Consider the following 21437-nt stretch of genomic DNA (forward strand, 5'->3'; position numbering starts at 1 on the left):
TATTACTTGTTCTCTGTAATTTCTTGCTCGTCTGTAGATTTGTTGTCCTCTTCCTCTTTCAGTTTCTTTTCGTTTTCCAAGGCTAAAATATCCTTTTCGAAATTGCGTTTACCGAAGATTTTTTCTAAATCTTCCTTAAAGATAACTTCTTTCTCTAACAATCTTTCAGCTAAAGTTGTAAGTTTATCCTTATTGTCTGTTAAAACCTTGATAGCGCGTTGATACTGCTCTTCAATTATCTTAGAAATTTCAGCATCTATCTTACGAGCGGTGTCTTCACTGTAAGGTTTTGAGAAACCATAAGAATCTTGACCAGAAGAATCATAATAAGTAATATTACCTATTTCATCATTAAGACCGTAAATAGTTACCATTGCCCTTGCTTGCTTGGTAACCTTTTCCAAATCACTTAAAGCACCGGTAGAAATTTTATTGAAAATAACTTTCTCTGCAGCTCTACCACCCATAGTTGCACACATTTCGTCCAACATTTGTTCAGGTCTAACAATTAAACGCTCTTCAGGTAAATACCATGCGGCACCTAATGATTGCCCTCTTGGTACAATAGTAACCTTTACTAAAGGAGCAGCGTGTTCTAGCATCCAACTAGTGGTTGCATGACCAGCTTCGTGATAGGCGATAGTCTCTTTCTCACCCGGAGTAATAATTTTATTTTTCTTTTCAAGACCACCTACGATTCTATCTACAGCATCTAAGAAATCTTGCTTGGTTACCGCTTTTTTCTCATTTCTAGCTGCGATCAATGCAGCTTCGTTACAAACATTCGCAATATCTGCACCAGAGAAACCAGGAGTTTGTCTAGCCAAGAAATCAAGATCAAGAGTCTCTGCCGTTTTAATAGGTCTTAGGTGAACTTCAAAAATTTCTTTACGCTCGCGAATATCCGGTAGGTCAACATAGATTTGTCTATCGAATCTACCTGCACGCATTAATGCTTTATCCAGTACGTCTGCACGGTTGGTTGCTGCAAGTACAATAACATTTGTATTTGTACCGAAACCGTCCATTTCAGTTAATAATTGGTTCAATGTATTTTCACGTTCGTCGTTAGAACCTGTAAAATTATTTTTACCTCTAGCTCTACCGATTGCATCAATTTCATCAATAAAAATAATGGCAGGAGATTTGTCTTTTGCTTGCTTGAACAAGTCACGTACTCTAGATGCGCCAACACCTACGAACATTTCAACGAAATCTGAACCTGATAACGAGAAGAAAGGCACTTTAGCTTCACCTGCAACGGCTTTGGCCAAAAGGGTCTTACCTGTTCCTGGAGGTCCTACTAGCAATGCTCCTTTAGGTATTTTACCACCTAATGAAGTATACTTATCCGGGTTTCTTAAAAACTCAACAATTTCTTCAACCTCTTCTTTCGCACCTTCTAGACCGGCTACATCTTTAAAAGAAGTTCTAGTATCTGTCTTTTCGTCAAATAATTTTGCTTTAGACTTACCGATATTGAAAATTTGACCTCCTGCGCCACCGCCGCCACCGCCGGACATTCTGCGCATTAAATAAATCCAAATACCAATAATCAATACAAATGGTAACAGAGATAACAAGAAATCTAAAATGGCTGTAGATTCTTTACCGAATTCTATAATGGTATCAAGATTGTTTTCTTTTTTAATATCAGCTATTTCATTCTGAAATATTTGAAGATCACCGTAGTCTAAGGTATACTGGGGTACATTACCCGATGAAGGAAGAAAAGATTTCTCGTTCACATCTTTATGAACCTCTTTAGCAATAGCCTCATCGGTTAAAAATACTTTAGCTTGATTGGTGTTCGTTATAATTAAAATTTTACTTACATCACCATTACGTAAGTACTGCTGTAATTCTGAAGTAGTCGTTTTTTGGGAGCTAGCGAGATCATCACTATTGAATAATTGGAATCCAATTAGTAATACTGCTACTAATCCATAAATCCACCAAGAACTGAATTTTGGTTTTTTCGGATTTGTTTTGTTTTCTTTTGCCATTTTAATTTTTTATTAATTTACGCTACTTTCTATGGTTGTGAATTTTGCATCTCCCCATAAACCTTCAATATCATAAAATTCTCGAACTTGCTTTTGGAATATATGAACAACTACATTTACGTAGTCCATTAATACCCATTCGGCATTATCTTCGCCTTCTACGTGCCAAGGTTTATCTTGAATCGCTTTACTTACTGTTTTTTGGATAGAACCTACTATAGCATTTACATGCGTATTTGAAGTACCGTTACAAACTATGAAGTAATCACAAACGGTATTCTCAATTTCTCTTAAATCTAATAGGTTGATATTGTGACCTTTTACTTCGTCAATTCCCTGAATTATTAATGCAATTAACTCATCTTTGCTAGTTTTACTTTCCTGCATTCAAAAATTTTAGTTTTTACAAAGTTATTATTTTTTTGTTCTTTTAGGACTAGTTTTTAACAATACATTAAAGATTCACAATAAGAACAGTAAATGCAAATAATCAAACTTGATGCCACGCAATCTACAAACACCTATTTAAAACACCTGTCATTTAAAAAAGAACTTGATGATTTTACCGTAATTACCACAAGAGATCAAACTTCGGGTAGGGGGCAAATGAGTGCTAAATGGGAGTCTGAACCGGGTAAAAACTTAGCATTCAGTGTGTTGAAAAATAATATTAACATACCGATACAGCGTATTTTTTTGGTAAGTGTTTGTGTATCTCTTGCCATTGTAGATACTTTAAAACGATTGGGTATACCTGATTTAAGCATTAAATGGCCTAACGACATTCTGTCAGGTAATTCTAAAATAGGGGGTATATTGATAGAAAATATTTTATCTGGATCTAAAATTAAACGAACTATTATAGGAATTGGCTTAAATGTGAATCAAGAAGTGTTCAAAAACGCACCAAATGCATCTTCATTGAAAAATATTATGGATGCAGATTTTGATCTGGATTCGGTTTTTTATTCCCTAATAGAACAGTTGCATTTGTATTTAAACAAACCAATAGATTCTTTAGAGCAAGAATTGTACGCACAATATCATTCTTACTTATTTAAAATAGGAGATAGGAGTAGTTTTAAAAATCAAGACAGTTCACTATTTACCGGCACAATAGAAAAAGTTTCTATTGGCGGTAAACTTATTGTGAGACATGAAGATGGTGATCTTCAAGAATATGGGTTAAAAGAAATACAGCTAATGTATTAGACCTTTGCCAAATTCGTTGATAACGTATTAATGAAATTGGTAATAGGTTTTTTGATCATCATTGCCATCATAGCATTGAATTCACCTTTAAAACTTAAAACAACTTCACTCTTATTAGCATCTATTTCTATAATATCTGCTGTTAAAGTAAAAGGTAATTTTTCACTAGCGGCACCCAAAACAATTTGACTGAAAGGTGTTTGTTCTTTTTTTTCCAAAACAATTTCTGGCATTCCTTTTAAAGCAAAAAGAAATCTATTCTCATTTAAAACCTCAAATTTGTCAATATTTTCAGGCATTAACAATCTAAAATTAGGCAGGTCATTTAAGAAGTTAAAAGTGTCTTCTGTATTTTTAGATATTTCTGCCTTTGGTGTTTCTATAAACATATATTATTTATTTGTCCATTTAGAAGGGTCTTTCCTCCATTCCATTAATGTAATTAACTGCTCTTCTTTTACGTAGCCCGTATCAGATGCTTGTTCAATTAAATATTCGTAGCTACTTAAAGTGTGTAGCTCTGTATTTTTTTCTTCAAAATTTTTGGTAGCGGTTTCAAATCCGTAAGTAAAGACTGCCAACATGCCCTTTACTTTCGCATCAATAGCTCTTAGTGCATCTACGGCATTTAAGCTACTCTTACCTGTGCTGATCAAATCTTCTATAACAACAACCGTTTGGTGCGCTTCTAAATGACCTTCTATCTGATTTTGACGACCATGAGATTTAGGCTCAGGCCTTACGTATACGAAAGGTAAATTTAGTTTATCGGCAACTAAAGCTCCAATTCCTATTGCGCCTGTAGCTACACCTACAATACAATCTGGCTTGCCATAAAGTTGTTCTACTTGCTTTGCCATTTCATCGCGAACATAGTTTCTGATGATCGGATAGGATAGTAAAATTCTATTATCGCAATATATTGGAGATTTCCAGCCAGAAGCCCATGTAAAAGGATTTTCGGGTGTCAATTTAATTGCATTAATTTGCAATAGAAGCTCTGCTGTTTTTTTTGCAGTGTTTTTGTCTAAAACCATGACGCAAATGTATAAAGTTTTTGTTAATGAATTGCCTTTGATTTTGACAAATAAACTCTCTGATACAACAAATGGGGAGTATTTTTCATTAAATCAAGAATCAATAGAAGAGGTAATAAGTTCATTGAGGAAAGGGAAGTTGAGGGAAGCGTTTATTTATCATCCTAATTACGATGAAATTTTAAAAAAGTTTACTCAAGTTATTCCCTTAGTAATTGCCGGTGGCGGTGTAGTTAGAAACAAAGAGGGAAAAGTACTTTTTATCTACAGAAACGATAAATGGGATTTACCCAAAGGTAAATTGGACAAGGGTGAGTCTATAGAAGAATGTGCCATGCGTGAGGTAGAAGAAGAAACTGGTGTTAGAGGTCTTGTTATAGATAATTATATTAGAACAACATATCATATTTTTAAGCGTAACGGAATCAATAAACTTAAACAGGTTTATTGGTATGATATGAGTACCGATTATGATGGGAAATTAAAGCCAGAGAAAAAAGAAGGTATTTTTAAAGTACGCTGGAAAGGACCAGAGAAAATTAAAAAGGCGCTAGAAAATTCATACGTAAATATCAAAATACTATTCGGAGAAGATTAAAAGTTACTTGTTTATCCTATACACCGGGTATTGTAAATGTGCTTTTTCGTAAAGATCACTTTGTTTAAAAAGCCAATCTAACTGCTTGTACCAGTTTTCGTTGAAATCTGAATCAAGCATTTTTTTATCTTCAAAATTTGCCTTAAGAATAGTGTCGTTTTCTAACATTTTAAGGGCGGTATCTTCGAACACATAAGGGGAGAAGCCCTCTTTTTGTTGAAGAATGATATCAAAGAAATTCCAGTTGAAAAATGAATCTATTGCAGATGGCTCTAATGTTTCTAAAATATATCTAAACCCTGGCTGATTTGTAGGTACTATGATGTCGCCTGCATGAAATTCTTTTGTTTCATATGATGTAGTCACAGTAGTGTTATAGTGTGGATAGTGGCCTTCATAAGGTGATGAATATGTTTCGTACTCATTAATTTTATAACCCTCTACTGATATGGTTGAATCTTTTTGAAGAGTGGTATATGCTATTTTGTTTAAATCAAGTTTTTCAATGATGTTTTCCCATTGTCTCCCTATCACGTATGCTTTAGGAATTTTAATAGAATCTGAGGCTCTGAAGTAATCTTGATAGGCTACTTCGGTTTCTACTGGTATTTCTCGATTATATTTCAGTCTTTTAAGACCTGTAACTTCACTGGTTATGGTATCTGCCTTATAGCCTTTAAATATATACTTACTAACTTTAGTAGTATCAACTTGCCAGGCAATGGGGTAATACTCTTTTGCGTTGTTTTTTAAGAATGCAGCTTCTCTTAAAGATTTTATTTTACTACCGTCTTTTTCGGCAATGGCAATCATTTTTTGCATAAGTTCATAAGTGCCTTCTACACGCATGTCGTACGGCTTTAGCATATGAGTTTCTACCATCATGCCAACTGTGTTGAATAGTGTAGTGTAACCTGTAGAATACCTAGGGTGATCCATGAACTGTTTAAAACCTTTTTCTGGCGGACTATTGAAGACATTTACATAAGGTGTAATATCCCAATTAGATTTAGATAAAGAATCATGTAATTGGGGCATTAATGACCCATGTATGTATTCACCTAAATCACCGCCCAATTTATTGTGTTGTGTAAATAAATGTGTAAGGGTATATTGGTAATCTGCACCGTTGCTAACATGGTTGTCTATAAAAACATCAGGATTTATGAGATGAAAGATTTCTGCAAAAGTTTCTGCATTCTTGGTGTCCGCTTTTATGAAATCTCTATTTAAATCGTAGTTTTTGGCATTGCCTCTAAATCCGTATTCCAAAGGTCCGTTTTGGTTTGCACGTGTGGTGCTATTTCTGTTTAGAGCACCACCAACATTGTAAATTGGTATAGTGGCAATTATAGTTTCTTTTGGAGTTTCAATTTCATTGCTTGCCAGATCGCGGAATAATAACATGGTTGCGTCAATGCCATCACTTTCACCAGGGTGAATACCATTGTTAATTAACATCATGGTATTGCTTTCACTTAACTTTTTAAAGTCAAAATCACCCTTGTGGCTATACGTAACCACATGTAGCGGTTTGCCGCTATCTGTAGTTCCTATAGTTTGTATATTGATGGTTGAAAACTCTTTAGATAGTTTTAGGTAAAAATCTATGACCTCATCATAAGTAGCGGTTTCTTTTTTGTTCGATACTTCAAAAGGAGTAGGAAAATCTGTCTTGGTATTTTCAACTTTACTTTCGCAAGAAAAAATTAAAAGCGCTAAAATTAAGATTGATATATTTTTCATTTACAGATCATTGTAATGGTAAAGATACCATTCATTGAATGTAAAAATAATCAATACTTCTATTGCCTTAAGCTACTTTGGTAATTTCTGTTATTTTATTCCTGTCAATCGGTTTTTGATTGAAAGTTATTAGATGATGGCTTTTATTTTTATATTTTTCGTATTGATTTAAATCAAAGGGGTCTATAGATGAAGTGACGATATTGATTCTAATTTTATCTTGAATAGGAATTTTAATAAATGCCTCTAAAAATTCCCATCCATCCATTATGGGCATATTGATATCTAAAAAGATGATCTGTGGAATTTGTTTTCCATTATCGTGGAAATCGGTCATTGCATCCAATGCTATTTTTCCATTGTCATAAGATTCTATTGAGGTGCAGTCAACACTTGATGATATTAGTTTTCGTAATCCGAACACCGTAATGGCGTCGTCGTCAATTATAGTGATATCACTAATTTTTTTCATTAAAGAAAATTTTAAATTCTGTTCCTTGTTCTACTACACTGCTAACTTCTACTTTACCGCTCATGGCATCAATTTGATTTTTGGTCAAGTATAAACCAATACCTCTGGCATCTTTGTGATTATGAAATGTTTTGTACATGCCAAATAATTTATCGCCGTATTTTTCAAGATCAATACCAAGACCGTTGTCCTTTATGGTAAGAATGGAATATCCTCCTTTTTTCTCAACATCTAATATGATATGGCTTTTTCTATCTGGATGTCTGTATTTTACTGCGTTAGAAATAAAATTCGTTAAGATACTATCTAAATATGCTGGTACTGATTTTAAAATAAAATTGACCGGTATATTGTTTTCAATTTCGCAACTGCTAATAGAAATTAAAGCTGATAGATTTTGACATGCCTCAGTCACCTTATCGTATAGATTAATTTTTTTAACAGCTATATTGGTATTTGTGTTTATCGAAACTACCTGGTTTAGATTTCCCAACGTTTCTAGTAGATTATTTGATGCCTTTGAAAGCATGTCAACTATATTCTTCTTTTCATCTTCATCTTTTTCACTTTCTAAAAAACTTAATAGCATGGAAAAATTTGCAGAATGGGATCGTAGATTGTGTGATACTATATGGGCAAAGTTTAAAAGTTTTTTATTTTGTACCGATGCGATATTTATGATATTTCTAAGCTCTTTTTCTTTTTCTTTTAATGTTGTAATATCTAAACTGATACCGACAATGCCATATGCAATGCCCTTACTGTTCAATAATGGTATTTTAGAACTTAAAAAAGAAGTTTCTTTACCGTCTAAAGTTTTTTTGACAGTCTCTTTTCCGATTACGGGCTGTAAGGTTTTCATTACCATTACATCTTCTTTTCTAGACTTTACCGCAGCCTCGTAAGCATAAAGTTCAAAATCAGTTTTGCCTAGAATATCTTTTGGGTCGTTCACACCCAAATATTCACACTCTGCTTTATTGGCAAGAACCTTTTTAGATTCCGTATCTTTTACATATACGTTTACCGGTAAATTATCGATCAAGGTTCTTAATAATTTTTCATTGTCTATAGTTTTGATATCCGCTATCACTTGTTCGTGAATATCTTGAAAAGTACCTATTAGACCTACTATTACACCTTTGTTGAATATAGGCTTTCCGCCAGCCATAACCCATTTGGTTTTTCCATTGGCGGTAACAATTTGTAATTTTAAATTACTCCAAGATTTGCCGTTATTTTGCGCTTCGTAAAGCGCCATGGATATCGTATTTCTACTATGGCCCTCTTTATAATAAAAAATTGCAGATTCAATATTTGGTTCAAAATCTTTCGATACACCATGAATGGCTTTCGTGGTCGAACACCAATATAACTGATTATCCGCGATATTAAATTCCCATCTTCCAATCTTGGTGATTTCTGCCTGTTGCTGTAAGAATAGGTTCTTTTTATTAAGTTCTAGCTCATTATTTACTGCTTCGGTAATATTACTTAATTGGATGATAGCCCCTATAATATTCTCATGGGTATCGTACCATGGTGTATTTACCCATTCAAACCAAATCTCCTTACCGTTGCTATCTATTGTTTGGTGAATGCCCATTGGTTGTGGGTTACCTTTAAAACAATTATTTAATACTAACTTCCATTTATTACTTAAATTCGGGAAAACCGCAAATAAGCTTTTCGATGAAGCATAATCTTCATTTTCATTAAAAATACTCGTCCATTTATCAGAAGTCTGAACAATGTTATAATTAGTATCAATAAAAGCTGTTGGTGCTGGTAATTGTCTAATTATGTAAGAGGCATCGGTGGTTAGGGGAACTTTTACCATTTAAATATATAATTTCTTACAAATCTAGTGGAATTACCGTATTGGTCTATATTTTTGTTGTCAATACCAACATTTTGGTGGTAAATGGCAAGATAAATTACATTATCTATCACTTTTTTATTTTTTATTGAAATAAAATTTAAAAGTTGTGCCTTGTCCTGGAGCACTGTCAACGGTTATTTTTCCCTTCATAGCCTCCATTTGATTTTTAGTGATATAAAGACCGATACCACGAGATTCATTATTTCTATGAAAGGTTTTATAAAGCCCGAACAATTGATCGCCATATTTTTCTAAATCGATACCAAGACCGTTGTCTTCAATGCTTAATACAGTATAGTGCTTGTTTTCTTCTGTACTTAATATAATAATAGGTGGTTTGTTATCGCATCTGTATTTTATAGAGTTTGTAATACAGTTTGTAAGAATACTGTTTAAGTAAGCTGGTAGGGCTTTGACCTTTGTATCATCTGATATTTCATTGATGATTTTACCATTGGTCTGTTTTAATAGGCCTGCTACATTTTGCTCAACTGTAAAAACACTTTCATTTAAAGAAAGTAACTTTTTTTCGTTGTTCAAATTCGATTTTACCGCTACAATTTCTCTTAAACCCTTAATGGTTTCAGATAAGTTGTCAGATGCATTGAAAAGCATTGTCATGTACTTATTGCGCTGTATTAATCCTTTTTCGTCGTTTAAGAAATTCAATAACAATGAAAAATTGGTTGCGTGTGTTTTAAGGTTGTGGGAAACCATATGTGCAAAATTGAGAAGTTGATCATTTTTCTCCCTAGATTCAATGATCGTATTTTTTAATCTCTTTTCTAGTTTAGTTTGGGTGGTAATATTTTCAATAGTACAAAGTATGCTTGTCTTATTGTTAAGTCCCTTGACCAGATTGCCGGTAACCTTTAGGTTTAGCATGTGACCCAATTTATTTACAAAACTAAATTTTACGGGATCAAATGATTCTTTAGTTTTCAATTGTTCTACTAAGCTAGCTTCTTTGGTCACAAAAGATTTATCAATAAATTCGTTAAAATTTCTATTGATATAATGTTCTTTTTCAAAACCGGATAGTTTTATAAACTGTTGGTTGACATTTAAAAAGTTGCCATTTTCAAAATCTATAATAGCTAGACCTAAAGGAATTTTTTCGAATAAAGGATACTCACTTAATTCAGCCTCTAGAACGGTTTTTTTAACTTCAATTTTATTTTCTTCTTTTACTTGTTGTATAGTGCCTATAATTCTAGTGCAGATGCCATCTTTAAATTTAGGTCGTCCTATAGTATTCACCCAGATAATGGTACCGTCTTTTTGCTTTAATTTTGCCTTTACGTTCCAAGGTTTGCCTGCTTTGATAGCCTCATCTACAACATTTTTTATCAGTACTTTGTATTCGTCTACATAAAAGTCTAGCGTATTTTCTAAAGTAGGTACGAAATCTGTAGAAAGACCATGAATTTTGTTTACTATAGGTGTCCATAGTAAAGATTTATTTTTAGTGTCTAGCTCAAAACTACCGATTTTGGCAACAGATGTTTTATTGTTGAGCAGTAGTTTGGTTTTATTAAGTTCTAGCTGTAATTCTTGGGTTTTGGTCACGGGTTCTATCTTTATTATTACGCCGATAATATTCCCGTAGCCATCTTTCCAAGGGTTCAAGTGCCAAATAGAGTCTTCTGATGAATATTGGCAATCACTGGCATTATATTTAAACTTAATATCACGAAGACCATCTAAACTATACTTTAATCTAGTTTTTAACTCTTGTGCTAATTCTGGAAACAAGTCGATAAAATATTTATCCTGTACTTGTTCTAGACTTAATTGAAAATTAGCTTCCCATCTTGGCGATGCGCTAATTAGTCTAAAATCGGTATCAATAATGACTATCAATGAAGGAATTTGCTTGATCCAGTCTAAAGAAAACGATGAACTATTTTTTGATCTAATCATTGGTGGAAAGAATTTTCTTACGAATTTATAGGAAAAATACAGTTTACCAGCGTAGATTGTTGTGTTTTTACGAAAAGTTGTGGTCGAAAGTGCCTTTTCTGTTGTGTGGCCGACGAAATACCTCTATTTTCTTACAGAATGGGGTACTAAACCTGTATAATCGCCTCCATTACGTATAACATCTCTTACTATAGATGAGCTAATGTATGATTTACCAGATGAGGTCAATAGAAACACGGTTTCAATCTCAGATAGTTTTCTGTTGGTATGTGCAATTGCTTTCTCAAATTCAAAATCTCCAGGATTTCGTAATCCTCTTAAAATAAAATTTGCATCGACTTTCTTACAAAAATCCACTGTTAGTCCTACATATGATTTCACGGTTATAGAAGGTACATCTTTAAAAGCTTCTTCAATAAATTGAATACGTTGTTCTAAGCTGAACATGTACTTTTTATCGGCATTTTTTCCTATAGCTATAATGACCTCGTCAAATAAAGTTATGCCACGCATAATTATATCATGATGTCCTAAAGTCAAAGGATCAAAAGAACCGGGGAAAATTGCGCGTCTCATAAGTGTATTTTTCTTTTTAAATATAGGCAATTTATGACAATGCCTCATCAATGGCGTACTCGAATAACATACCTAGTTCAATACCAGCTTCTTTTGCTTGTTGAGGTAAAATGCTCTCAGTAGTTAAACCTGGTGTAGTGTTCATTTCTAACAAAAAAGGTTGATTATCTATAAATATAAACTCACTTCTAGAAAACCCCGTCATTTTTAGCACATCATAAATTCTTTTTGATGCTATGGTTACTTTTTCTAATTGTTCAGCGTTTATTCTTGCTGGAGTTATTTCTTGAGATTTACCTTCGTATTTTGCTTGGTAGTCAAAGAAATCATTTTCAGATACAATCTCTGTTATAGGAAATACCGTGGTTTTTCCATTTAATTTCAATACACCGACTGAAACCTCTGTGCCGTCAAGAAAACCTTCAATAATAATTTCATCATCTTCTTTATACGCTGTTTCAATAGCGGCTTTAAGTTCTTCTAATTTATAGACCTTAGTAATGCCAAAACTACTACCAGACTTATTAGCCTTTACAAAACAGGGCAATTTGACTTTATCTATAATTTCGGTTTCATTTATTTCGTCGCCTAAGTTAAGATAGTAAGATGGTGCTGCTTTAATTCCGTAAGGTTTTAAAACGCTCAGCAGATCTCTTTTATTAAAGGTTAAAGCAGCTTGGTAGAAATCACAAGAAGTATGTTTTATTCCTAATAATTCAAAATAAGCTTGCATGAGTCCGTCTTCCCCGGGAGAACCATGAATAGCATTAAAAACACAATCAAATGTTATAGAATTGCCGTTTAAAGGGATAGAGAAATCATTACGATCAATTGGCGTTTCGTTACCTGCATCATCTACATAGACCCATTTGTTCTTGAAAATATGTATTCTATATAAATTGAATTTTTCTTTGTTTAGGTAATCATAAACCACATTTCCACTCTTAAGCGATATTTTATATTCACTAGAATAACCGCCCATTATAATTGCAATATTTTTTTTCATGTGTATGGTCTATTAAGAATGTTAAAGCAAAGATGGAGTTTTGAAATAAAATAAAAAAGAAAACATACAGCATTCACTAATTAAGAATTAATTTTTATGATACTCATAACTATAAACCAATGCTGTAAAATGGTATGAGGGCATTTACTATATTTGTCGGGTCAAATAATACGTATGAGGAATTTTTTCAATTTTTTAAAAAGTAAGACTTTTTTAATTCAGCTTGGTCTTGCGTTGTTGGTATTGATTATAGTGATTTTTGTCACATTAAGATACCTGAACAGTACCACCAATCATGGTGAGTTTGTAGAAGTACCGGATTTTTCTAAAAAATCTGTTATGGATATGAGAAAATCAATTGAAGAAGCTGGCTTACGATATGAAGTTTTAGACTCTGCAAACTACAATCCAGATTACCCTAGGTTCTCTATTATAGAACAAAACCCTACAGCGGGATCAAAAGTCAAGGAGAATAGAAAAATATATTTCACAGTAAATCCATCGGGATATAAAAAAGTAACCGTTCCTAAAATTATTCAGGTTACCAAGCGTAATGCATCTTCAATGTTGAAAGCCGTAGGTTTAGATGTACAACGTGTAACTTATGTGGATGAATTGGGTAAGGATATGGTTTATCGTATAAAGTATAAAGGAAAAGATATTAAGCCAGGTGACAAACTACCTAAAACATCTAAGATAGAATTGGTATGTGGTAATGGTAGTATTACAGAAAGAGCAATAATTAAAGCGGAATCTGAAGATTAGATGGAGGATAATATTGAGCGACCGGAAAATGAAGATGGAGAACTTTTTGAGCATCATAAGGTTGTAGCTTCTAAAGGTCAAGTTCCTTTGCGTGTAGACAAATTTTTAATGAATTTCATTGAAAATGCAACACGAAATAAAATACAGCAATCGGCTAAAGATGGTCACGTTTGGGTCAATGACAAAATCGTAAAATCCAATTATAAGGTTAAGGCAGGTGATGAGGTTAAGGTGTTATTTGAGCATCCGCCACACGAATTTTTGTTGGTGCCAGAAGATATCCCTTTAGATATTGTTTACGAAGACGATGTTTTAATATTAGTGAATAAACCTGCGGGCATGGTAGTGCACCCAGGGCACGGTAATTATTCTGGTACGTTGATCAATGCATTAATTTATCATACAGATAATTTACCATCAAACAGCAATGAAAGACCCGGCTTGGTGCATCGTATAGATAAAGATACCTCTGGTCTGTTGGTAGTTGCAAAGACAGAAGCAGCTATGACACATTTAGCAAAACAATTTTTTGATAAGACTTCTGAGCGTGAATATGTTGCTTTGGTTTGGGGTAATATTGAAGAAGATGAAGGTACGGTAGTTGGTAATGTGGGTAGAAATCCTAAAAATCGCCTACAAATGCATGTTTTTCCAGAAGGGGAAGAAGGTAAGGAAGCGGTAACCCATTTTAAGGTATTGGAGAGATTAGGTTACGTCACCTTGGTATCTTGTAAATTAGAGACCGGCAGAACACATCAAATTCGTGTGCATATGAAATACATAGGGCATACCTTGTTTAATGATGAACGTTACGGTGGAGAGAAGATTTTAAAAGGAACAACCTTTACAAAGTACAAGCAATTTGTAGAGAATACTTTTAAATTACTGCCAAGACAAGCATTGCATGCCAAGACATTAGGCTTTATACATCCCGTCACGGGAGAGCATATGAGCTTTGATTCTGAAGTACCAGAAGATATGACCAGTGCTATAGAAAAATGGAGGGGTTACAGTAAAAATAGTACAGAATAAGATTCTTCAATACCACTATTTAAACTCTTTTTTGTCTTTTTTAGGTCTTCCTGTTTATCCTGTTTATTTTTGGAGTATTAAAATTGCACTATGAAAATTGTTATTTCTCCGGCTAAGTCATTGAATTACGAAAGTGAGTTGCCAACAACTAAATATACTTCTCCAGAATTTATAGAAGATGCTGAAAAGCTGAATAAGGTTTTAAAGAAAAAGAAACCAAAAGCGCTTTCTGAACTAATGTCTATTTCAGATAATTTAGCGCAATTAAACTGGCAACGCAATCAAGATTTTACGGTACCGTTTACACCAGATAACGCAAGGCCTGCGGTTTATGCCTTTAGCGGAGATGTATACCAAGGTTTAGATGCGTACACGTTATCCGAAGAAAAAATTGAGAAGTTGCAACAAACCCTTAGAATTTTATCAGGACAGTACGGTATTTTGAAACCATTGGATTTAATGCAACCATATCGTCTAGAAATGGGTACTTCTTTAAAAATGGGGAGAAAGAAAAACTTGTACGAATACTGGGGAGAAAGACTTACTGATCATTTAAACAATGAGATGGTAGAAGATGAGTTGTTGGTGAACCTAGCAAGTAATGAGTATTACAGTGCTTTAAAACCTAAAAAAATAAAAGCAGAAATTATTACTCCGGTTTTTAAAGATTGGAAGAATGATAAGTTAAAGATCATAAGTTTCTTCGCAAAAAAAGCTAGAGGGGCAATGGTTAGATATATTATAGATGCCGATGCCAAAACATTAGAAGATATTAAAGGGTTCAATTTAGATGATTATCAATTTAGTCAAGAACATACTTTAAAGGAAAACCAACCTGTCTTTATTAGATAAAATATAATCTTCTCTTTTTCGTTCTGTAAGTATATATAAAATACGTCTATGAAAAGGGTTGTTTTGCTTGCTGTTATTTGTGTTGTTGTATTGTTCTCTTGTACAGATAGAGATGATGAGGTTAACTTAGTCAATATTCGCGTTCAAAACAGTACAGAACTTTTTTTTAGCGAAGTGCGTATAGTTGAAAATGACACTGTTTATGAGAATATTGAAGCAGGTGAATTTTCAGAATATATGGAATTTGAAAGGGCGTATGCGTTTACGGCAATATCAATTCTTACAGATTCTACTAGCTTAAATTATGTGCCTGTAGAGATGTCAACAGACACTTTGCCAATAGGTTTTTATACGTACGAGATATCTTTAGATGAAGAGAATCAAGTAGACTTAACCTTTAGAATAGACGATTAGGGCTACTTCTTTTTATTGATTTTTATTTTTTCTTCAATTGTAGGTCTCTTTTTAATTTTACGTGGTCTTCTAGTACCATAAGAATTATTCGATATTTTTCCTTTTCTAGATTTCTTATCTCCTTTTCCCATATCTCGTTTTCTTTGATTTCTGTTTAAGTTAGTAAATTAGAGAAGATTTATCTGTAAAATAGGCTCATGAGAATAAAACACTAATGCAAAAGAAATTTCAACATACTCACCCATATGAACCTTTTATAGATGAATTTACTGAAAAGTTAATTGTAGGAACATTACCGCCGCCCCGTTTTACCACTGGAGATTTAAAAGCGGGTGATGTCAATTTTTGTTATGGAAGTCGCGATGGTCAGCTGTGGCCTATTTTAGATAAAATATTCAATTTAAATCTAAAGTTTGAAACTACATTAGAAGCCAAAGAACAACGCAAAACATTTTTAAGGAAAAGAAAAATAGGAGTTTGCGATATTGTTGCTTCTGCAGAAAGGGAAAAAATAGATGCCTCTGATATTGGTATGGAGAATATTCAATTAAGAAATGTATTAGGGTATCTAGAAAAATATACTAAAGTAACCACCTTATTATTTACAGGAGGCAACAGTAAAAATGGACCAGAGTATTTTTTTAGAAAACTTTTAAAGGAGCATAATGTAGTATTGCATTTAATTTCTAACAACGTGCCACGAATACATGAGTTTAAACATCCTACCACAAAAACAACAATTAGAACAGTTTCTTTAATTGCTCCTTCTGGAGCTGCAAATAGGGCAGTAGGTAGTCTTGAAAGCTATAAGACGATGAAAAAAGAAAACCCTAAGTTCAATACATTGGATTTTAGGATACTTCAATATAAGAATTACTTCTAAGAGGTGTGTAGTTTTAAAACTTCTTAAAACTAAAAAGAGTCCTGTTTTTAAAACAAGACTCTTTTACGAGAACACTATATGAAAATGAAAATTTTTATTTCTTATTAACACTGTAAAGGTAGATAGCTTATACAGTATTTTGAATTATTTGTTGTCAATACACACAATTTTGTGGTATACTGCTAGGAATATGATATTTCACAAAAATGATTCTCTAAATTCTCTTGGAATAGCGATATTTATGTTCGAATTTTAGAAAGTTTGCCGTAATGGTACGGCGTAAAGTTTTTGATATATGCAACAACAAGAAAGGTTGGCAGAATTTAAGAAGTCTGTCCAAAATAAATTTAATGTTTATAATAGTCTATTCTTAAACCTACCTTACGAGAATATTGAGAATGTGGGTATGTTAATACCGTTATTACTCAGTCAATCTGAAAAGGGATTGAGTGATGGTCTTAACCCGAAGGAAATATTAGAGAATTTTTTCGAAAATTTTGTAGATATTAAATCTGAAAAAGAACAGATAGATTTCATGTTCCGCATTATACAATATGTAGAACGTCAGGTGGTACTTTATGATAGTGTAGAAGATGCTGCTTTCCCAAAACTGCAGAAGCATTCTAGCTCGTTATCATTGAAAGATTATTTTCAATTAGTCGAAAAAAATAATTCATGGGATACCATTTGGGATAAGTTGAGCACTTTCAGTGCGCGTATTGTTCTTACGGCACACCCAACTCAATTTTATACTCCAGCGGTTTTAGATATTATTACGAACCTTAGAACATTAATTTTAGAAGATAAAATTGATGAGATAGATGTTGGCTTGCAGCAATTAGGATTAACTTCTTTGATTAATGCTAAAAAACCTACCCCTTTAGACGAGGCAAAAAATATTATTTATACACTAAGACATGTGTATTATGATGCTATTGGTGATATGTACGCGTATATAAAAGGTAGCACAGGTTCTCAAAAATTTGAAAATCATGATATAGTAAAATTAGGTTTCTGGCCAGGTGGTGATAGGGATGGTAACCCATTTGTAACAGCGGATATTACAAGAGATGTCATGAACGAGCTTCGTTTAACCTTAATGAAGTGTTATTACAATGATTTAAAAGGCTTAGTTCATAAACTTACATTTAAAGATGTCCAAGAACCCATTCAGAAATTGAGGTCTAATTTGTATACCGCAATGTTTGATAGTTCTAAGGACATTGGTTATGAAGATTTAATTATCCCTTTAGAAGAAATTAGATTAATTCTTATTGAAAAATATCAAAGCCTTTATTTAAAAGATTTAGAGAACTTTATTGATAAAGTAAAAATCTTCAAAGTACACTTTGCAACAATAGATATTCGTCAAGACCATAGTATGCATACCAAGGTTATGGTTGAGGTTTTGAAAAAGAACGGATTAATAAAAGAAGAGCTTAGTGAATTATCTGAAGAGAGATTAATAGATATTTTAGTACATGAGAATTTACAGTTAGTTCCAGATGATTACAAGGAAGATATTGTAAAAGATACTATTAAGAACATACTACAGTTACAAACAATACAAGAGAAGAACGGTGAAGAAGGATGTAATAGGTACATCATTAGTAATTCTGAAGATAAGTTCTCTATACTTTTTGTTTATGCATTGTTTAGATGGTGTGGTTGGGCGGATAAGAAAATTACTTTTGACATTGTGCCATTGTTTGAAACTATGAATGGCATGGACACTGCACAAGATACCATGAGATTTTTATTCGGTTTACCTGAATATAAAGCACATTTAGAAAATAGAAATAAAAAGCAAACCATAATGCTTGGTTTTTCTGATGGTACTAAAGATGGTGGTTATTTAAAGGCAAACTGGTCTATATTAAAGACAAAAGAAGAACTTTCAGAAGTGTGTGATCAGCACGGTATAGCAGCAGTCTTCTTTGATGGTAGAGGAGGACCACCGGCAAGAGGTGGCGGTAAAACACATCGTTTTTATGCAGCACAAACAAATAAGGTAGCGAACAACGAAATTCAACTTACTATTCAAGGGCAAACCATTACCAGTACCTATGGTACAAAAGAACAGTTCATTTACAACAGTGAGCAGTTATTGACCGCTGGTCTTTCTAATACTATTTTAGAAAAAGAAATTGTTATTTCTGATGCCGATAGAGATTTGATCGAAGAATTATCTGAACTGAGCTTCAAGAAATATGATGACTTAAAACATCATGACAAGTTCATGCCATATTTAGAAAATATGAGCACCCTTAAATACTACACAAAGGCAAATATTGGAAGTAGACCTGGAAAAAGAGGGAACAAAGCTAAATTAGAACTATCAGATTTAAGAGCTATTTCTTTTGTAGGTTCATGGAGCCAGTTAAAACAAAATGTTCCTGGGTATTACGGTATAGGTACCGCTTTAAAAACTTTGGAAGATGATGGTAGATTAGAAGAAGCTAAAAGATTATATAAAGACGTACCGTTCTTTCAAGCTTTGATGATGAATAGTATGATGAGTCTTACAAAATGTTATTTTGAATTGACCAGTTATATGAAAGAGAATAAGGAGTATGGCGCATTTTGGGAAATTCTTCATGCGGAATATGAATTATCAAAATCAATGCTTTTAAAACTTTCAGGTATGGAGATACTAATGAAGAAAGAAGCAATATCTAGAGAGTCCATTAAAATACGTGAGAATATTGTTCTGCCATTATTGGTCATACAGCAATATGCGCTACAGAGAATAGGCGAGGGTACAGAGTTTAAGGAGCTGTACGAGAAAATTGTTACAAGATCCCTTTACGGAAATATTAATGCCAGTAGAAACTCGGCATAATAATTAATATCACAAAGGTAAAAAGGCTCTGTAATTATAATTACAGAGCCTTTTTCATTACATGTATTTATTTTTAATGAACTTTACGTACAACTTCTATGGAATTAGAAATATCAAAGCAACCATTGAATTCATCAAATGTCCAGCCAGGTTCCATACCTGTTAGTCCGTCTTCATATTTAATGTAATAAATAAAACATGTTCCTACGCCAGCAGCATTAAAGTCTACAGACTTAAGATCTGCAATAGTTGGCGGAAGACCAAGTATTTTACCAGTTTCATCGGTAATGATCCAAGAGCTATTGGCGCCAGAAGCATTTTCATTGTTTATAGCGATACCGGTTACAAAATCAGAAGTTTCATCGACTATAAACTCAAAAGGACCTCCAGTAATCGTTCCGGCGTGTGGTGCTGTTCTTACCACTGTTAATGGGTTGGATAAAGCAAAATTTCCAGAAACATTGTTTGCATTCATGTCAACCTCTAGTCCTGTAATTTCACCTTCGTAACTAGCGTACCATATAAGACAAGTTCCGGCACCTGCTCCATCAAAATTAACTCCTTCAACAGCTGCAATAGTAGGCGGTAATCCTAAGATTTTCCCTTGGTCATCAGTAATTACCCAAGTACTCTGTGAACCTGTAGCATTAGAATTATCTAGAGATATACCGTAAACATTGTCTACTTCACCATCAACACAAAAGCTAAATGGACCACCTTCTAGTGTACCCGCACTTACCCCCTGTATTCTTTCTACTTCAATGGCGTTAGAAAGATCAAAGCACCCTGTTAAGTCTGCCGCATTACTACCCATGGTAGCACCTTCTAAACCATCTTCATATCTTAAATACCATATAAGACAAGTACCAGCACCTGCAGCATCAAAATTCACCCCCTTTACAGCATCTAAAGTTGGTGGTAGTCCAAGAATATTTAAATCTTCATCAGTAATTACCCATGTACTATTAGTGCCCGAAACTTCAGAACCATCTAACATAATATCGGTGACAAAATCAGCTTCACCATCCACATAGAATTTGTATGGACCGCCTATTAATTGACCGGCTTCTGTTTTGCTACGCACAACTTCTATCGAGTTTGATAGATTAAAATTACCCTGTAGGTCGTTTGCATTCATGTCTACCGCTAGGCCGTTTAATTCACCTTCATAACGTAAATACCAAATTAGACAAGTGCCTGCGCCTGCTCCATCAAAATTAACTCCCTCAACTGCATCTAATGTTGGTGGCAATCCTAATATTTTACCTTGCTCATCTGTAATTACCCAACTACTATTGCTTCCTTTGGCGTTAGAACTATCTAAAGTGATACCGTATACATTATCTACTTCCCCATCAACACAAAAATTAAATGGTCCGCCAGAGATAGTACCGGCATTTGCTGCATCTAATCTTGTAACTTGAATAGAGTTCGATAAATTAAAACATCCTTCAAGTTCGCCTGCGTTCATACCTGCTTCTGCACCTACAAGACCATCTTCAAAACGAAGGTGCCAGATGAGGCAAACTCCAGCTCCGGCCATATCAAAATCAACTTCTTTGACTGCATCTAGAGTAGGCGGTAATCCAAGAATGTTAAGTTCGTCATCGGTAATTACAAAAGTGCTATTCGTACCTAGTGCATCTTCGGAATTTAATGTAATATCAGTAACGAAATCTGCATTGCCGTCAACGGTAAATTCATATGGTCCGCCAGAAAGAACACCTGCAATGGTTTCGTTTCTTTGAACTTCTATAAAATTGGATAAATCAAACGAGCCTTCAAAATTATTGGTGTTCAAGCCCATTTCCAGTCCTGCCAATCCTTCTTCATAGCGCAGATACCAAATGAAGCAAGTGCCTGCTCCAGCAGCGTCAAAGTCAACACCGTAGACCGCATCTAAAGTAGGGGGAAGGCCAAGAATGTTATTTTGGTCATCGGTAATAACCCAAGTGCTTAAACTGCCTGCAGAGCTTTCGCTATTTAGGGCAATACCGTTAACCATATCTGGTATTCCATCTACACAAAATGTAAAGGGACCACCGGCAATATCACCAGATGCGGGTATAATAACATCGGCAACGGCATTGTCGTCATCTGAACAACTTGCCATAATTAGCAATAGCATTAAAATGGATAAAAAGTTGAAATTTTTCATATGTTCTGTTTTTTTTGGTTACAGACAAATGAA

Annotated in this window: 20 protein-coding genes; 8 read left to right on the forward strand and 12 right to left on the reverse strand. The window is 33.9% G+C overall.

All coding sequences use genetic code 11. The annotated features are described in order from the left end of the window. Positions 1 to 2 precede the first annotated feature (2 nt). Both ftsH and rsfS read right to left on the reverse strand, forming a co-directional pair. The gene (gene ftsH, locus SJY30_RS00515; protein WP_396633690.1) at positions 3 to 2006 is read right to left on the reverse strand and encodes an ATP-dependent zinc metalloprotease FtsH; all 2004 of its coding nucleotides are present in this window, start codon (positions 2004 to 2006) and stop codon (positions 3 to 5) included. A 12-nt stretch (positions 2007 to 2018) separates the two neighbouring features. Continuing rightward, on the reverse strand, positions 2019 to 2393 hold the full coding sequence (gene rsfS, locus SJY30_RS00520; protein WP_036156009.1) for a ribosome silencing factor: 375 nt from the start codon (positions 2391 to 2393) through the stop codon (positions 2019 to 2021). 93 nt (positions 2394 to 2486) lie between these two features. On the opposite strand from rsfS, the gene SJY30_RS00525 reads away from it, so the two are divergent. Beyond that, positions 2487 to 3218, forward strand: a complete 732-nt coding sequence (locus SJY30_RS00525; protein ID WP_396633691.1) for a biotin--[acetyl-CoA-carboxylase] ligase — start codon at positions 2487 to 2489, stop codon at positions 3216 to 3218. On the opposite strand, the gene SJY30_RS00530 is transcribed toward SJY30_RS00525, so the two are convergent. Further along, positions 3215 to 3607: a hypothetical protein gene (locus SJY30_RS00530; RefSeq protein ID WP_036156005.1), complete on the reverse strand. Its 393-nt coding sequence runs from the start codon at positions 3605 to 3607 to the stop codon at positions 3215 to 3217. The two genes, SJY30_RS00525 and SJY30_RS00530, sit on opposite strands and share 4 nt — an antisense overlap. 3 nt (positions 3608 to 3610) lie before the next feature. Beyond that, positions 3611 to 4255, reverse strand: coding sequence for an orotate phosphoribosyltransferase (pyrE, locus tag SJY30_RS00535; RefSeq protein WP_396633692.1), 645 nt, complete (start codon positions 4253 to 4255; stop codon positions 3611 to 3613). A 7-nt stretch (positions 4256 to 4262) separates the two neighbouring features. Here pyrE and SJY30_RS00540 point away from each other — a divergent pair, with 7 nt between their 5' ends. Next, positions 4263 to 4853, forward strand: coding sequence for an NUDIX hydrolase (locus SJY30_RS00540; RefSeq protein ID WP_396633693.1), 591 nt, complete (start codon positions 4263 to 4265; stop codon positions 4851 to 4853). A 3-nt stretch (positions 4854 to 4856) separates the two neighbouring features. Here SJY30_RS00540 and SJY30_RS00545 read toward each other — a convergent pair whose 3' ends face one another. The 6 genes from SJY30_RS00545 to SJY30_RS00570 form a co-directional block, all read right to left on the reverse strand. Beyond that, complete coding sequence (locus tag SJY30_RS00545) at positions 4857 to 6599, reverse strand: M14 family metallopeptidase (RefSeq protein ID WP_396633694.1); 1743 nt, start codon at positions 6597 to 6599, stop codon at positions 4857 to 4859. Between the two features lie 67 nt (positions 6600 to 6666). Continuing rightward, positions 6667 to 7071, reverse strand: a complete 405-nt coding sequence (locus SJY30_RS00550) for a response regulator (RefSeq protein ID WP_396633695.1) — start codon at positions 7069 to 7071, stop codon at positions 6667 to 6669. Beyond that, positions 7058 to 8911 (reverse strand): PAS domain S-box protein, encoded by a 1854-nt coding sequence (locus SJY30_RS00555; protein WP_396633696.1) that lies wholly within the window; start codon positions 8909 to 8911, stop codon positions 7058 to 7060. Before SJY30_RS00555 ends, SJY30_RS00550 begins: the two co-directional genes overlap by 14 nt. Positions 8912 to 9028: 117 nt before the next feature. Then, complete coding sequence (locus tag SJY30_RS00560) at positions 9029 to 10876, reverse strand: PAS domain S-box protein (protein WP_396633697.1); 1848 nt, start codon at positions 10874 to 10876, stop codon at positions 9029 to 9031. A 123-nt stretch (positions 10877 to 10999) separates the two neighbouring features. Then, the gene (gene coaD / locus SJY30_RS00565; RefSeq protein ID WP_396633698.1) at positions 11000 to 11452 is read right to left on the reverse strand and encodes a pantetheine-phosphate adenylyltransferase; all 453 of its coding nucleotides are present in this window, start codon (positions 11450 to 11452) and stop codon (positions 11000 to 11002) included. Between the two features lie 31 nt (positions 11453 to 11483). Then, positions 11484 to 12458 (reverse strand): D-alanine--D-alanine ligase, encoded by a 975-nt coding sequence (locus tag SJY30_RS00570; protein WP_396633699.1) that lies wholly within the window; start codon positions 12456 to 12458, stop codon positions 11484 to 11486. A 174-nt stretch (positions 12459 to 12632) separates the two neighbouring features. Here SJY30_RS00570 and SJY30_RS00575 point away from each other — a divergent pair, with 174 nt between their 5' ends. The 4 genes from SJY30_RS00575 to SJY30_RS00590 all read left to right on the forward strand — a co-directional run bounded on the left by SJY30_RS00575 (position 12633) and on the right by SJY30_RS00590 (position 15521). Next, positions 12633 to 13223, forward strand: a complete 591-nt coding sequence (locus SJY30_RS00575; protein WP_396633700.1) for a PASTA domain-containing protein — start codon at positions 12633 to 12635, stop codon at positions 13221 to 13223. Beyond that, a complete protein-coding gene (locus tag SJY30_RS00580; RefSeq protein ID WP_396633701.1) occupies positions 13224 to 14255 on the forward strand; it encodes an RluA family pseudouridine synthase in 1032 nt (343 codons plus the stop codon). It begins immediately after the preceding gene. A 90-nt stretch (positions 14256 to 14345) separates the two neighbouring features. Beyond that, entirely contained in the window at positions 14346 to 15107 is a 762-nt protein-coding gene (gene yaaA, locus SJY30_RS00585) for a peroxide stress protein YaaA (RefSeq protein WP_396633702.1), read from the forward strand. Positions 15108 to 15155: 48 nt separating this feature from the next. Further along, on the forward strand, positions 15156 to 15521 hold the full coding sequence (locus tag SJY30_RS00590) for a hypothetical protein (RefSeq protein ID WP_396633703.1): 366 nt from the start codon (positions 15156 to 15158) through the stop codon (positions 15519 to 15521). A 2-nt stretch (positions 15522 to 15523) separates the two neighbouring features. Here SJY30_RS00590 and SJY30_RS00595 read toward each other — a convergent pair whose 3' ends face one another. Continuing rightward, on the reverse strand, positions 15524 to 15652 hold the full coding sequence (locus SJY30_RS00595) for a 30S ribosomal protein THX (protein ID WP_276494392.1): 129 nt from the start codon (positions 15650 to 15652) through the stop codon (positions 15524 to 15526). 83 nt (positions 15653 to 15735) lie between these two features. On the opposite strand from SJY30_RS00595, the gene SJY30_RS00600 reads away from it, so the two are divergent. Then, positions 15736 to 16404: a uracil-DNA glycosylase family protein gene (locus tag SJY30_RS00600; RefSeq protein ID WP_396633704.1), complete on the forward strand. Its 669-nt coding sequence runs from the start codon at positions 15736 to 15738 to the stop codon at positions 16402 to 16404. A gap of 295 nt (positions 16405 to 16699) precedes the next feature. Beyond that, on the forward strand, positions 16700 to 19246 hold the full coding sequence (locus SJY30_RS00605; RefSeq protein ID WP_396633705.1) for a phosphoenolpyruvate carboxylase: 2547 nt from the start codon (positions 16700 to 16702) through the stop codon (positions 19244 to 19246). Between the two features lie 73 nt (positions 19247 to 19319). On the opposite strand, the gene SJY30_RS00610 is transcribed toward SJY30_RS00605, so the two are convergent. Beyond that, positions 19320 to 21404 (reverse strand): hypothetical protein, encoded by a 2085-nt coding sequence (locus SJY30_RS00610; RefSeq protein WP_396633706.1) that lies wholly within the window; start codon positions 21402 to 21404, stop codon positions 19320 to 19322. Positions 21405 to 21437: the final 33 nt, after the last annotated feature.

This window comes from Maribacter sp. R86514, assembly GCF_044597005.1.
GTDB lineage: Bacteria > Bacteroidota > Bacteroidia > Flavobacteriales > Flavobacteriaceae > Maribacter.